The organism is Streptomyces piniterrae, assembly GCF_005048155.1.
GTDB classification, from domain to species: Bacteria; Actinomycetota; Actinomycetes; order Streptomycetales; family Streptomycetaceae; genus Streptomyces; species Streptomyces piniterrae.
The window spans coordinates 111,236-125,344 of sequence record NZ_SUMB01000011.1 but is presented as its reverse complement, the minus strand read 5'-3'; the positions used below and the strand labels follow the sequence as shown (position 1 = coordinate 125,344).

Here is a 14,109-nt window from a genome sequence, read left to right as displayed (position 1 = left end):
CAGGATGGAGCGAATGAGTGGGACCGGAGACACCGCGGCCTCCCGCGCCGCCGCCGACAAAGCCGGAAAGCGCGCCGCCACACCCGGCGCGGACGCCGGTGAGCTGCCCGAATACGCGGAGCGGGTGCTCGCCGTCGCCGAGCTGATCCCGGCCGGCCGGGTGCTGACCTACGGCGATGTCGCGGAGTGGCTGGAGGAGGGAGGGCCCCGTCAGGTGGGCCGCGTGATGGCGCTCTACGGGGGCGCGGTGCCCTGGTGGCGGGTGGTGCGCGCGGACGGCGTGCTGCTGCCGGGCAGCGAACTGCGCGCACTGGCGCACTACCGGGACGAGGGCACCCCACTGCGCGGGGCGTCGCGAACCGCCGAGAGCCACATACCGCGGCTCGACATGCGGCGGGCCCGGTGGGACGGCCGGTCGGACGACGGCCGGCCGGACGATGGCCCGCACATAGCCGGCTGACCGCACGCCCGCCGGTCGGCGGGCCGGCCCGCCGGGTCCCGGCAGGGGACGCGCTGCGGCTCGCGCACCGCCTGGCGTACCGTCGGGCACTGCCGTCACCGCGGACCCGCCCCCGGCGCGCCCCGCACCACGTCCACGCCCCCAGGGGCGCGACGCGGCGGCACGCCCCGCACAACGAACCGCACCACCTCTCGCATTACGACCAGCACCTCCACCAGGACCGGCGATCCACGTGAGTTCCCCTTTCCCGGCGTCTCCGGCGTCCCCGGCGTTCCCGGCCATGCCGCCGACGCGGCAGCACCGGGCGGCGCGCCGCGCTGCCGCCGGCGCGTACCGGCTGGTGCGCACCCCGCCGGGGACGACCGACCCTCCTGCCTTGGACGCAGCCCAGCGCGCCGTGGTTGACCACCGGCACGGCCCGCTGCTCGTCCTGGCCGGGCCCGGCACGGGGAAGACCACGACGCTCGTGGAGTCGGTCGCGCGCCGGGTACGCGACGGCGGCGACCCCGAACGGATCCTCGTCCTCACCTTCAGCCGCAAGGCCGCCGTCGAACTCCGCGACCGGCTCGCCGCCAGGCTGGGCGGCAGCTTCGTCCCCCAGGCCACCACCTTCCACTCCTTTTGCTACGCCCTGGTCCGCGCCCACCAAGACGCGGAACTCTTCGCCGACCCGCTGCGGCTGCTGTCCGGACCCGAGCAGGACCTCGTCGTCCGTGAACTCCTCGAAGGCCAGGCGGAACTGGCCGGCGACGGGCGCGCACAGGTCAACTGGCCGGACGAGCTGCGCGCCTGCCTGACCACCCGCGGCTTCGCCGACGAGGTCCGCGCGGTGCTCGCCCGCAGCCGCGAACTGGGCCTGGGGCCGGACGCGCTGGGCGCCTTCGCGCGGCGCACCGGACGGCCCGACTGGAGCGCCGCCGCCGCCTTCCTCGCCGAATACCTCGACGTCCTGGACGCCCAGGGCGTGCTGGACTACGCCGAACTGGTGCACCGCGCGGTGCTGCTCGCCGAGCAGACCGACGTCGCGGCCCGGCTGGCGGCCGCCTACGACGCGGTCTACGTCGACGAGTACCAGGACACGGACGTCGCGCAGGTACGGCTGCTGCGCGCGCTCGCCGGCAACCACGGAGCCACGGCCGAACCGGGCTCCCCGGGCCGCACCCTCGTCGCCTTCGGCGATCCCGACCAGTCGATCTACGCCTTCCGGGGCGCCGACGTCAACGGCATCCTCGACTTCCCGCAGACCTTCCGGCGCGCCGACGGCACCCACGCGCCGGTGGCGGTGCTGCGCACCTCCCGCCGCTCCGGCGCCGCCCTGCTGACCGCCACCCGCCAGCTGGCCCGCCGGATGCCGCTGACCCGCCTCCCGGCGCAGAAGGTCCGCGCGCACCGCGAACCGGTGCCCGTACGGGACGGCGGCCGCGTCGAGGCGTACACGTACCCGACCTCGGGCGCCGAACTGGACAACATCGCGGACATCCTGCGCCGCGCCCACCTGGAGGACGGCGTGCCCTGGCGCGAGATGGCCGTCCTCGTCCGCGCCGGCGGGCGCTCGATACCCGCCGTACGCCGTGCGCTCACCGCCGCCGGAGTGCCGCTCGACATCGACGGCGACGACCTGCCGCTCCGCCACGAACCGGCGGTCGCGCCGCTCCTGGGCGCGCTCCGGGCGGCGGCACGGGCGACACTGGCCGTGCCTGCGCCGACTCACGGCGTGCCCGCCGCGCCGGCTGGTGAAGCCCCCGCCTCCGACCCACCGGGCCCCGAGGCCGAACCGGGCCTGGACGCAGAACCGGGCCCCGACGCCGAGCCGGCCCCCGACGGCGAACCGGGCTCCTCGGCCGAACCGGCCCCCGAGGCCGACACCGCCCCTTCCTGGATCGACGCCGAGACCGCCATAGAGCTGCTGACCTCGCCGCTCGGCGGCATGGACGCGGCGGACCTGCGGCGGCTGGGGCGCGCACTCCGCGAGGAGGAACGGGCCGCCGGACACGCCCTGCCACGGCCCTCCGACGAACTGATCGCACGGGCCCTCGCCGAACCGCAGCGCCTGGTGGCACACGATCCGGCGTACGCCCGCGGCGCCCAGCGGCTCGGCCTGCTGCTGCGCAAGGCCCGCGAACTCCTGGCCGGCGGCGGCACCGCCGAACAGGCCCTGTGGGAACTGTGGGACGGCACCCCCTGGCCGCAGCGCCTGGAGCGGGCGGCCCGGCGCGGCGGCGCCGCGGGCCGCAACGCCGACCGGGACCTGGACGCCGTCGTCGCGCTCTTCGAGACCGCGGCCCGCGCCGAGGAACGCACCGGCGGCCGCGGCGCGCTCAACTTCCTGGAGGAACTGGACGCACAGGACATCGCCGCGGACACCCTCACCCGCCGCACCGTCCGCCCCGACGCGGTACGGCTGATGACCGCACACCGCTCCAAAGGCCTGGAATGGCGGCTCGTGGTCGTCGCCGGCGTCCAGGAAGGGCTCTGGCCCGACCTGCGCCGCCGCGGCTCGCTCCTGGAGGCGGACCGGATCGGCCGGGACGGCCTCGCCGAACCGCTCACACCGGGCGCGCTGCTCGCCGAGGAACGCCGGCTGTTCTACGTGGCCGCCACCCGCGCCCGCGAGCGGCTGATCGTCACCGCGGTGAAGGCCGCCGCCGACGACGGCGACCAGCCGTCCCGCTTCCTGACCGAGCTCGGCATCACCCCCCAGGACGTCACCGGCCGCCCCCGCCGCCCCCTCTCCGTCGCCGCGCTGGTCGCCGAACTGCGCGCCACCACCGTCGACCCGGACGCCACCCCGGCGCTGCGCGAAGCCGCCGCGCAGCGGCTGGCGAAACTGGCCGCGCTGACCGACGACGACGGCCACCCCCTGGTGCCGGCCGCCCACCCGGACAACTGGTGGGGCCTGTACGAACCGACCCACAGCACCGTCCCGTTGCGCGACCGCGACCGGCCCGTGGTCCTCTCCGGAAGCGCCCTCGACCAGCTCGCCAACACCTGCTCCCTCCAGTGGTTCCTGGGACGCGAGGTGAAGGCCGATCCCCCGTCCACCGCGGCCCAGGGCTTCGGCAACGTGGTCCACGTCCTGGCCGACGAGGTCGCCTCGGGCCGTGCCCCCGCCGACCTCACCGTCCTCATGGAGCGACTGGACTCCGTATGGGACGCGCTGGCCTTCGACGCCCCCTGGAAGTCACGCCAGGAGAAGGACAACGCCCGCGCCGCCCTGGAGCGCTTCCTGCGCTGGCATGTGCGGGAACAGGAGACCCTCGGCCGGGACACCGTCGCCACCGAGCACGGCTTCGACGTCACCCTCGAAGCCGGCGCCTACGAGGTCCGCATCCGCGGCAGCATGGACCGCGTCGCCCGCGACACCCAGGGACGCGCCTACGTAGTCGACTTCAAGACCGGCAAACAGAAACCGACCGGGCCCGAGGTCGCCCGCCACCCCCAGCTCGCCGTCTACCAGCTCGCGGTCCGCGAGGGCGCCGTCGACGAGGCCTTCGGCGGGAGCACACCGGAAGCGGGCGGCGCCGAACTGGTCCACCTGCGGCTGGGCGCACCCCAGAAGGACGGCGGCGACGCCCTGCCCGCCGTCCAGGCGCAGCCGCCCTTGGAACAGCCGCCCTCGGAAGGAGGCCAGCCGGGCGACTGGGTCGGCGACCTGCTCGCCACCGCGGCCGGCCGGGTCCTGGATGAGCGCTTCACACCCACCACCGGGACACACTGCAACCACTGCGCCTTCCGCGCCTCCTGCAGCGCACGGCCGGAGGGCAAGCACATCGTCGAGTGAACCGGCCGGGGCAAGAAGCCGGACCGCGGGCCCGCATCGATGCCGCAACAGCCTCCTGACCTGCGGCGGAGCGGGATTGTCAGTGGGGCCGGATACGGTTTCCGACATGTCAGCCCGCCTCACCGACCCCGAGCAGCTCAAAGCGCTCCTCGGCATCCCGTTCACCCCGGAGCAGACGGCGTGCATCACCGCTCCGCCCGCCCCGCAGGTCATCGTGGCCGGGGCCGGCTCGGGCAAGACGACGGTGATGGCCGCACGCGTGGTCTGGCTGGTCGGCACCGGCCAGGTCGCCCCCGAGCAGGTCCTCGGGCTGACGTTCACCAACAAGGCGGCCGGTGAGCTCGCCGAGCGGGTCCGCGCCGCGCTCCTCGCCGCCGGCGTCACCGACCCCGAAAAACTCCCCCGGGAAGGGCCCGGCGCCGACCAGCCCCCCGGAGAACCCCGCATCTCCACCTACCACGCCTTCGCCGGCCAGCTCCTCAAGGACCACGGCCTGCGCATCGGCCTCGAACCGACCGCCCGCCTGCTCGCCGACGCCACCCGCTTCCAGCTCGCCGCCCGGGTCCTGCGCGCCGCCCCCGGCCCCTACCCGGCGCTCACCAAATCCCTGCCCACCCTCGTGGAGGACCTCCTCGCCCTGGACGGCGAGCTCGCCGAGCACCTGGTGGATCCGGCCCGGCTGCGCACCTACGACACCGAGCTGCTCGCCACCCTCGACGGCGTCCGGCTCACCAACGCCGACCTGCGCAAAGTCCCCGAGACCGCGCGCGGCCGCCGGGAGCTCCTCGACCTCGTCGGCGCCTACCGCAGCGAGAAACGCCGCCGCGACCTGCTCGACTTCGGCGACCAGATCGCCCTCTCCGCGACCCTCGCCACCACCCGCCCCGAAGTCGGCGAGATCCTGCGCGACGAATTCCGCGTCGTCCTGCTCGACGAATACCAGGACACCTCCGTCGCCCAACGACTGCTGCTCTCCGGCCTCTTCGGCACCGGGGCCGGCACCCCCACCGGGCACGCCACCGGGCACGCCGTCACCGCCGTCGGCGACCCCTGCCAGGCCATCTACGGATGGCGCGGCGCCTCCGTCGCCAACCTCGACGACTTCCCCGACCACTTCCCCTTCCAGGACGGCACCCCCGCCCGCCGCTTCGCGCTCAGCGAGAACCGCCGCAGCGGCGGCCGCCTCCTCGACCTCGCCAACGACCTCGCCGCACCCCTGCGGCAGATGCACGCCGGCGTCGAAGCGCTCCGCCCCGCCCCCGGCGCCGAACGCGACGGCATGGTGCGCTGCGCCCTGCTGCCCACCCACGCCGAGGAACTCGCCTGGATCGCCGACTCCCTCGCCCACCTCGTCCGTACCGGCACCCCGCCCGGCGAGATCGCGGTGCTCTGCCGCACCGCCGGCGATTTCGCCCGCATCCAGGGCGAACTGGTCGCCCGTGACATCCCCGTCGAAGTCGTCGGCCTCTCCGGGCTGCTGCATCTGCCCGAGATCGCCGACCTCGTCGCCGTCTGCGAAGTCCTCCAGGACCCCACCGCCAACGCAGCCCTCGTCCGCCTGCTGATCGGCCCGCGCTGGCGCATCGGCCCCCGCGACCTGGCCCTCCTCGGCCGCCGCGCCCGCACCCTCGTCCACCACGGCAGCCCCTCCGACGACCCCGGACAGCGGCTCGCGGAAGCCGTGGAAGGCGTCGACCCCGCCGAGACCGTCTCCCTCGCCGACGCCCTCGACACCTTCCTCGAAGCCGACGGCCCCGACGACGGCCTGCCGTTCTCGCCCGAAGCACGGATCCGCTTCGCCTATCTCGCCACCGAGCTCCGCGACCTGCGGCGCTCCCTGAGCGACCCGCTGATGGACGTACTCCACCGGGTGCTGGCCACCACCGGCCTGGAAGTCGAACTGTCCGCATCGCCGCACGCCCTCGCCGCCCGCCGACGCGAAACCCTCGGCACCTTCCTCGACATCGCGGCCGGCTTCGCCGCCAAACAGGGCGGCGCCGCCCTGGACGGCGAGGCCACCCTGCTCGCCTTCCTCGGCTTCCTGCGCACCGCCGTCCAGCACGAAAAGGGCCTCGACAGCTCCCTCCCCGGCGGCGACAACACCGTCAAGGTGCTCACCGCGCACAAGTCGAAGGGCCTGGAATGGGACGTCGTCGCCGTCCCCGGCCTGGTCGCCAAGCAGTTCCCCAGCGAGCAGGCCCGCGAGTCCTGGATCACCCAGCCCAAGGTCCTGCCGCACGCCCTCCGCGGCGACGCCACCACCCTCCCCGACGTCGAGGAATGGGCCGGCCGCGGCCTCAAGAACTTCAAGGAGGCGATGAAGCACCACCAGCAGACCGAGGAACTCCGCCTGGGCTACGTCACCTTCACCCGCCCCCGCTCCCTGCTGCTCGGCTCCGGCCACTGGTGGGGCCCCGACCAGAAGCGCCCCCGCGGCCCGTCCGCCTTCCTGGAGGCACTGCGCGAGCACTGCGAGGCGGGGCACGGCGAGATCGAGGCATGGGCAGAGCCCCCCGAGGACGGAGCCGAGAACCCCGCCCTCGCCGAAGCCGCCACGGACCAGGCCTGGCCGCTGCCCCTCGACCCCACCGCCACCGCCCGCCGCCGCACCGCCGCGGCCACCGTCCGCGCCCACCTGGCCCGCCACGCGGAGGCGGCACCCACCCCTGCCACCGCCCCGGCGCCGCTCCCCGCGTACGACCCGGAGTGGCCCCCGCCACCGCCCGAGGACGAGTGGGAGCCGACCGACCCGTACGACCTGCCGGAAGCCGACCCGTACGACCACACCCCCGAAGCCGACCCGTACGACGTCCCCGAAGCCGACCCGTTCGCCGACACCCCGCCCCACGACGCCGCCCCGCCCTACGACGTCCCCGAGACCGACCCGTACGACGTCCCGGAGGCGGACCCCCACCGCGACGCCCCGCCCCACGACACCCCCGGCGCCGAACCCACTCCGCCCCGGCCCCGCATCGTCGCCCAGCGCTCCGCCCAGCCCGCCCCCGATGCCCCCACCGCACCCACGGCCGCCGACACCACCCCCCGCAGCCTCCTCCCCGAGGAACGCCGCACCGTCGGCTCCTGGGACCGCGATCTGGACGCCCTCGCCGACGAACTGCGCCGCTCCCGCGCCACCGTCCGCGACGTCCCGCTCCCCGCCACCCTCAGCGCCACCCAGCTGCTCCGCCTCGCCGCCGACCCCGACGGCTTCGCCCGCGAGCTGGCCCGCCCCATGCCCCGCCCCCCACAACCCGGCGCCCGCCGCGGCACCCGCTTCCACGCCTGGGTCGAATCCCGCTTCGAGGAACTCACGCTGCCCCTGCTCGGCCCGGACGAACTGCCCGGCGCCGAAGAAACGGAGATCGTCGACGAACGCGACCTGGAAGCCCTCAAGGAAGCCTTCGCCCGCTCCCCGTACGCCCACCGCACCCCGTACCGCATCGAGGCACCCTTCCAGCTGACCCTCGCCGGACGCGTCATCCGCGGCCGCATCGACGCCGTCTACAAGCAACCGGGCCCCGACGGCGACCGCTTCGAGATCGTCGACTGGAAAACCGGCCCGGCCGGCACCGCCGACCCCCTCCAGCTGGCCGTCTACCGCCTCGCCTGGGCCGAGCGCCACGGCCTGCCGCCCGCCGCCGTCGACGCCGCCTTCCTGTACGTCCGCACCGGCGAGATCGTCCGGCCCGCACGGCTGCCGGGCAGGGCCGGACTGGAACGCATCCTGCTCGGTGAGACCGCCGACCGGTCACCCCCGGAAGGCCGATAGGCTCGGCCGTATGAGCACCACCCCGGACAGCGCCGTCCGCGCGTACCTCACCAGCCACCGCGACACCTTCCTCGACGACCTCGCCGAGTGGCTGCGCATCCCCTCCGTATCGGCCGACCCCGAGCGCGCCGCCGACGTCCGCCGCAGCGCCCAGTGGCTCGCCGCCAAGCTCGCCGACACCGGCTTCCCGACCACCGAGATCTGGGAGACCGACGGCCTGCCCGCGGTCTTCGCCGAGTGGCCCTCCGGAGACCCGTCCGCGCCGACCGTGCTCGTCTACGGCCACCACGACGTGCAGCCCGCCGCCCGCGAGGACGGCTGGCACACCGACCCCTTCGAGCCGCAGACCATCGACGGCAAGCTCTACGCCCGCGGCGCCGCCGACGACAAGGGCCAGGTGTTCTTCCACACCCTGGGAGTCCGCGCACACCTCGCCGCCACCGGCCGCACCACCCCCGCCGTCAACCTCAAGCTCCTCATCGAGGGCGAGGAGGAGTCCGGCTCACCGAACTTCCCGGCGCTGATCGAGAAGCACGCCGACCGCCTCGCCTGCGACACGGTGATCGTCTCCGACACCGGCATGTGGTCCAAGGACACCCCGACCGTCTGCACCGGCATGCGCGGCCTGACGGACTGCCAGATCGACCTCCACGGACCCGACCAGGACATCCACTCCGGCTCCTTCGGCGGCGCGGTCCCCAACCCCGCCACCGAGGCCGCCCGCCTCGCCGCCGCACTCCACGACACCGACCGCCGCGTCGCCATCCCCGGCTTCTACGACGGCATCATCGAACTCACCGACCGCGAACGCGAACTCTTCGCCGAACTGCCCTTCGACGAAGCCGAGTGGCTGCGCACGGCCCACTCCCACGCCACCCTCGGCGAGACCGGCAGCACCACCCTGGAGCGCATCTGGGCCCGCCCCACCGCCGAGGTCAACGGCATCGGCGGCGGCTACCAGGGCCCCGGCGGCAAGACCATCGTGCCGTCCACCGCCCAGCTCAAACTCTCCTTCCGCCTCGTCGCAGGACAGGACGCCGACACCGTCCAGCAGTCCGTACGCGACTGGGTCGCGGCGAGCCTCCCCGCCGGCATCCGCCACGACATCACCTTCTGGGGCGCCACCCGCCCCTGCCTGACCCCGCTCGACCACCCCGCGCTCCAGTCCGTCGTCCGCGCCATGGGACGGGCCTTCGGCCAGAAGATCCGCTTCACCCGCGAGGGCGGCTCGGGACCCGCCGCCGACCTCCAGGACGTCCTCGGCGTCCCGGTCCTCTTCCTCGGCATCTCCATCCCCTCCGACGGCTGGCACGCACCGAACGAAAAGGTCGAGCTCGACCTGCTGATGAAGGGCGTCGAGACCGCCGCCCACCTCTGGGGCGACCTGGCGGACACCTGGCGCACCGCTTGACCGGCGCCTGTGCCCCAGTACCGCTCCGCTTCCGTACGCAGCAATCGCCCACGCCATAGGGGGAGTTGGAACCACCAGTGACCACCTGGACCGACCACAGCGCCGACCGGCCGCTCACCTTCAGCGCACCGAGCGGAATCGACCGCTCCGCCCACCACCGCCTCGACGAGGCATGGCTCGCGGCGGCCTGGAGCCACCCGACCACGCGCGTCTTCGTGGTGTCCGGCGGCCAGGCCCTGATCGACGACACCCCCGACGGCCGCACCGAGCTGATCATGACGCCGTCCTTCGAGGCGCCGCTGACCGAGGCACACCGCTACTACCTCGGCACCGACGGGGACGGCGTCAGCTACTTCGCCCTCCAGAAGGACGCGCTGCCCGGCCGCATGGACCAGTCCGCCCGGCCCGCCGGACTCCGCGAGGCCGGCCTGCTGCTGTCCCCGCGCGACGCCGGCCTCCTCGTGCACGCCGTGGCCCTGGAGAACTGGCAGCGCCTGCACCGCTTCTGCTCGCGCTGCGGCGAACGCACCGTCATCGCCGCCGCCGGGCACATCCGCCGCTGCCCCGCCTGCGGCGCCGAGCACTACCCGCGCACCGACCCCGCCGTGATCATGCTCGTCACCGACGAGGACGACCGGGCCCTCCTGGGCCGCCAGGTCCACTGGCCCGAAGGCCGCTTCTCCACCCTCGCGGGCTTCGTCGAGCCTGGGGAGTCCATCGAACAGTCGGTGGCACGGGAAGTCTTCGAAGAAGCAGGTGTCGTCATCGGCGACGTCGAATACATCGCCAGCCAGCCCTGGCCCTTCCCCTCCAGCCTGATGCTCGGCTTCATGGCGCGCGCCACCTCGTCCGAGATCCAGGTGGACGGCGAGGAGATCGAAGAGGCCCGCTGGTTCTCCCGCGAGGACCTGCGCGCCGCCTTCGAGTCCGGCGAGGTCCTCCCCCCGTACGGGATCTCCATCGCGGCCCGCCTGATCGAGCTCTGGTACGGAAAGCCGCTGCCCAAGCCGTAGCCGGGCGGGCGGCCCGCGCGCGGGCCCCGCTGAGCACACAGGGCCGCCGGCCGGTCCGTACGACGGATCCGTCCGGCGGCCCTGTGAAACCGCTCACTTCGCAACGGCGGGGTGCCGACCGTGCGCCGGTCGGGCCCCGGCCGTCCGGCCTCGCGCCGGTCAGGCCCCGATCTTCTGCTTGACCTGTGCCAGAGACGGGTTGGTCAGCGTCGACCCATCGGCGAAGCGCACGGTCGGCACCGTCTGGTTGCCGCCGTTCGCCTCGGCCACGAACGCGGCGGACTTCGGGTCCTCCTCGATGTTGATCTCGGTGTACGCGATCCCCTCGCGGTCCATCTGGCTCTTCAGCCGACGGCAGTAACCGCACCAGGTCGTGCTGTACATCGTCACAGTGCCCGCCATGCGTCACGTGCTCCTTCGGTAAGTCATCGTTCGGTAAGCCATCGTCCGGTGGGTCATCATCCGCAGGTCGGCGTTCGGCAGGTCCTCGGTTCAGTACCGTCCGACGCCGTACCCGGCGTGGCGCTCCGGCGGCGCCGAGGGGGAGAACGCTCGGGGGGCCGCAGTCATTCCCGACGCTCCCGGCACCCTCGCCCCGGGGCCCCTCCCCCCGCCCCCGCCCCGCCCCCACCCCCTCCGGCCTCCGGCGCCGCGGCCTCCCCAGCCTCCCCGGCCTCCCGCCCGGACCACCCCACCCGGGCCACAGACCCCAACCGCGCCACCCACCCCAACCTCGCCTCTCGCCCCTCGCCCTCGCCTCCGCCCCCCGGTGTCCTGGCCGCTGGTTCATCACAGCAGAATCCGGCGGTGCGGGTCGGGGCCCGTCCACAGTGGGCGGGATCGGTACGACCGGGGTGGGGCGTCTGTGGACGGCTTTCCCGGGAGTCCCGGGGGACCTGGCAGCATGGCGGGGTGACAGCAGCAACCGGCTCCTCTCTCTTCCCGCAGGTCCCTGACTCTGCAGACGCGGTGCTCGACGGGCTCGACCCCGAGCAGCGCGAGGTCGCGATGGCTCTGCACGGTCCGGTGTGTGTGCTGGCCGGCGCGGGTACGGGCAAGACCCGCGCGATCACCCACCGGATCGCGTACGGCGTGCGGGCCGGGATCCTGCAGCCCGCGAGTGTGCTCGCGGTCACTTTCACCGCGCGTGCGGCGGGCGAGATGCGCGGGCGGTTGCGGCAGCTCGGCGCGGGCGGGGTGCAGGCGCGGACGTTTCACTCGGCGGCCCTGCGGCAGCTGCAGTTCTTCTGGCCCAAGGCCGTCGGCGGCGAGGTGCCGCGGCTGCTGGAGCGCAAGATCCAACTCGTCGCGGAGGCCGCGGCCCGCTGCCGCATCCGGCTGGACCGCAACGAGCTGCGCGATGCCACGGGTGAGATCGAATGGTCCAAGGTCACCCAGACCGTGCCCGCCGACTACCCGGCCGCGGTCGTGAAGGCCGGGCGTGAGGCGCCCCGTGACCCGGCGGAGATCGGGCAGATCTATGCCACGTACGAGCAGCTGAAGCGGGACCGCGGCGCCATCGACTTCGAGGACGTGCTGCTGCTCACCGTCGGCGTCCTCCAGGACCGGCACGACATCGCCGAGCAGGTCCGCTCGCAGTATCAGCACTTCGTCGTCGACGAGTACCAGGACGTCAGCCCGCTCCAGCAGCGGCTGCTCGACCTGTGGCTGGGGGACCGCGACAGTCTCTGTGTGGTCGGCGACGCCAGCCAGACGATCTACAGCTTCACCGGCGCCACCCCCGAACACCTGCTGAACTTCCGTACCCGCCATCCGCAGGCGACCGTCGTCAAGCTCGTCCGCGACTACCGCTCCACGCCCCAGGTCGTGCATCTCGCCAATGGGCTGCTGTCCCAGGCCAGGGGCCGCGCCGCGGAGCACCGTCTGGAGTTGGTCTCGCAGCGCGAGGCCGGTCCCGAGCCGGTGTTCGTGGAGTACGCCGACGAGCCGGCCGAGGCCGAGGGCACCGCCCGCCGGGTCCGTGATCTCATCGCGTCGGGCGTCCCGGCCAGCGAGATAGCGGTGCTCTTCCGTATCAACGCGCAGTCCGAGGTCTACGAACAGGCGCTGGCCGATGTCGGTGTGCCCTACCAGTTGCGGGGTGCCGAGCGGTTCTTCGAGCGGCCCGAGGTGCGCGAGGCCGGCATCAAGCTGCGCGGAGCGGCCCGCTTCGGTGCCAACGACGCGCTGCTGGACGACGCCGTCGATCTGCCGTCCGAGGTGAGGGCGGTGCTCAGCGACATGGGTTGGACCGGTGTGCCGCCGGCCGGGTCGGGTGCGGTGCGCGACCGTTGGGAGTCCCTGGCGGCGCTGGTGCGGCTCGCCGAGGAATTCGCCGCGGCCCGCCCGGGAGCCGGCCTCGCCGACCTTGTCGCCGAGCTGGACGAGCGCGCCAATGCCCAGCACGCCCCGACGGTCGAGGGGGTGACGCTCGCTTCGCTGCACGCCGCCAAGGGTCTGGAGTGGGATGCGGTGTTCCTGGTCGGTCTCACCGAGGGCATGATGCCGATCACCTACGCCAAGACCGATGAGCAGTTGGAGGAGGAGCGCCGGCTGCTGTATGTCGGTGTGACCCGTGCGCGTCTGCATCTGGGCCTGTCGTGGTCGCTGGCGCGGTCTCCCGGTGGCCGTGCTTCGCGACGTGCCAGCCGGTTCCTGAACGGCCTGCGGCCCGGTTCGGGGGCGGCGGCCGTGCGGCGTGCGCCGGGCGCTGTCACGGGTGGTGTGGAGCGCGGCGGCGCAGCGGTGGGCGCGGGCCGCCGCAAGAGCCGTGGTCCGGCCCGCTGCCGGGTGTGCAGCAGGACGCTGACGGCCGCGGGGGAGATGAAGCTGATGCGCTGCGAGGACTGTCCCTCGGATCTCGACGAGGCGCTGTACGAGCGGTTGCGTGACTGGCGGGCCGCGCAGGCCGCCCGGTCGCGCCAGCCGGCGTACTGCGTCTTCACGGACAAGACATTGATGGCAATTGCCGAGGCGGTTCCGGGAACCGAATCGGAGCTTGCGCGCATCTCAGGAGTAGGACGGCGCAAGCTGGACCGGTACGGCACCGATGTACTGGCCCTGTGTGCCGGCGAGGACGTCGCGGGGGTGCTGGATGAAGGCCCGGAAGGCACCGCGGAAAACTCGTCGGAAAAATAGTTTGCGCACGCGGAGCGCGGCCCCATAGCCTTCGGGAGACGGAAACGACGGACCTCCCGAGGTCCGATGGTTCCGTGCTGTACTGAACAAGCTTGGAGCGGGATTTCCCGGTCCACCGAGACGCCGAGAGGAGGCGAGCCCAGTGATCAGCATTATCGAGACCAACAAAATGACCGATCTCTCGGTCGTCGCCACCTGCACCCTCGGCTCCTCGCTCCTTGGCACCGGTCTGTCCGGCTTCGGCCGCCTGCCCGGTTCCGAGGTCGCGCGCCCCGAGTCCCTCGCTGTCCTGATGGTCAGTGAGCGCACCGCGCGACCGACCGAGGCACCTGCGGTAGCAGCAGTGACGGCAGCGGCTGATGCCTTTGCCCTCAACGCGGCCAATGGTGCCGGATCCCCGCAGCAGTACCAGACGAAGCATGAAACGTGGGCCTACCGCGGCCTCGAACCCTGGAGAGATCCAGCCTGATCGGCGAGATCAGGTCGGCACCTTCCAGGGCCGCGGAACCCACACCGGGATCCGCGGCCCTTTTGTAT

8 protein-coding genes are annotated in these 14,109 nt (G+C 73.5%); 7 read left to right on the top strand and 1 reads right to left on the bottom strand.

The genetic code is table 11. The annotated features are described in order from the left end of the window. Positions 1–13 precede the first annotated feature (13 nt). The 5 genes from FCH28_RS28185 (at position 14) to nudC (ending at position 10,434) form a co-directional block, all read left to right on the top strand. On the top strand, positions 14–460 hold the full coding sequence (locus tag FCH28_RS28185) for an MGMT family protein (RefSeq protein ID WP_281289770.1): 447 nt from the start codon (positions 14–16) through the stop codon (positions 458–460). Between the two features lie 280 nt (positions 461–740). Then, positions 741–4,241 (top strand): ATP-dependent DNA helicase, encoded by a 3,501-nt coding sequence (locus FCH28_RS28180; protein ID WP_136743159.1) that lies wholly within the window; start codon positions 741–743, stop codon positions 4,239–4,241. Positions 4,242–4,347: 106 nt separating this feature from the next. Further along, positions 4,348–8,010: a UvrD-helicase domain-containing protein gene (locus FCH28_RS28175; RefSeq protein WP_136742977.1), complete on the top strand. Its 3,663-nt coding sequence runs from the start codon at positions 4,348–4,350 to the stop codon at positions 8,008–8,010. A 10-nt stretch (positions 8,011–8,020) separates the two neighbouring features. After that, complete coding sequence (locus FCH28_RS28170; RefSeq protein WP_136742976.1) at positions 8,021–9,421, top strand: dipeptidase; 1,401 nt, start codon at positions 8,021–8,023, stop codon at positions 9,419–9,421. Positions 9,422–9,498: 77 nt separating this feature from the next. Further along, positions 9,499–10,434 carry an NAD(+) diphosphatase gene (nudC, locus tag FCH28_RS28165; protein ID WP_136742975.1) on the top strand — a complete coding sequence of 312 codons (936 nt, stop codon included), beginning with the start codon at positions 9,499–9,501 and terminating at the stop codon, positions 10,432–10,434. 159 nt (positions 10,435–10,593) lie between these two features. Here nudC and FCH28_RS28160 read toward each other — a convergent pair whose 3' ends face one another. After that, positions 10,594–10,836: a mycoredoxin gene (locus FCH28_RS28160; protein WP_136742974.1), complete on the bottom strand. Its 243-nt coding sequence runs from the start codon at positions 10,834–10,836 to the stop codon at positions 10,594–10,596. A gap of 510 nt (positions 10,837–11,346) precedes the next feature. On the opposite strand from FCH28_RS28160, the gene FCH28_RS28155 reads away from it, so the two are divergent. Continuing rightward, a complete protein-coding gene (locus tag FCH28_RS28155) occupies positions 11,347–13,572 on the top strand; it encodes an ATP-dependent DNA helicase UvrD2 (protein ID WP_136742973.1) in 2,226 nt (741 codons plus the stop codon). A gap of 142 nt (positions 13,573–13,714) precedes the next feature. Further along, a complete protein-coding gene (locus FCH28_RS28150; RefSeq protein ID WP_136742972.1) occupies positions 13,715–14,041 on the top strand; it encodes a hypothetical protein in 327 nt (108 codons plus the stop codon). The last annotated feature ends 68 nt before the right edge of the window (positions 14,042–14,109 follow it).

What these genes read in the sequence shown, in the direction of transcription:
- FCH28_RS28185 (WP_281289770.1), top strand. Translation starts at nt 14, where the DNA reads ATGAGTGGGACCGGAGACACCGCGGCCTCCCGCGCCGCCGCCGACAAA.
- FCH28_RS28175 (WP_136742977.1), top strand. Translation starts at nt 4,348, where the DNA reads ATGTCAGCCCGCCTCACCGACCCCGAGCAGCTCAAAGCGCTCCTCGGC.
- FCH28_RS28180 (WP_136743159.1), top strand. Translation starts at nt 741, where the DNA reads ATGCCGCCGACGCGGCAGCACCGGGCGGCGCGCCGCGCTGCCGCCGGC.
- FCH28_RS28160 (WP_136742974.1), bottom strand. Translation starts at nt 10,836, where the DNA reads ATGGCGGGCACTGTGACGATGTACAGCACGACCTGGTGCGGTTACTGC.
- FCH28_RS28170 (WP_136742976.1), top strand. Translation starts at nt 8,021, where the DNA reads ATGAGCACCACCCCGGACAGCGCCGTCCGCGCGTACCTCACCAGCCAC.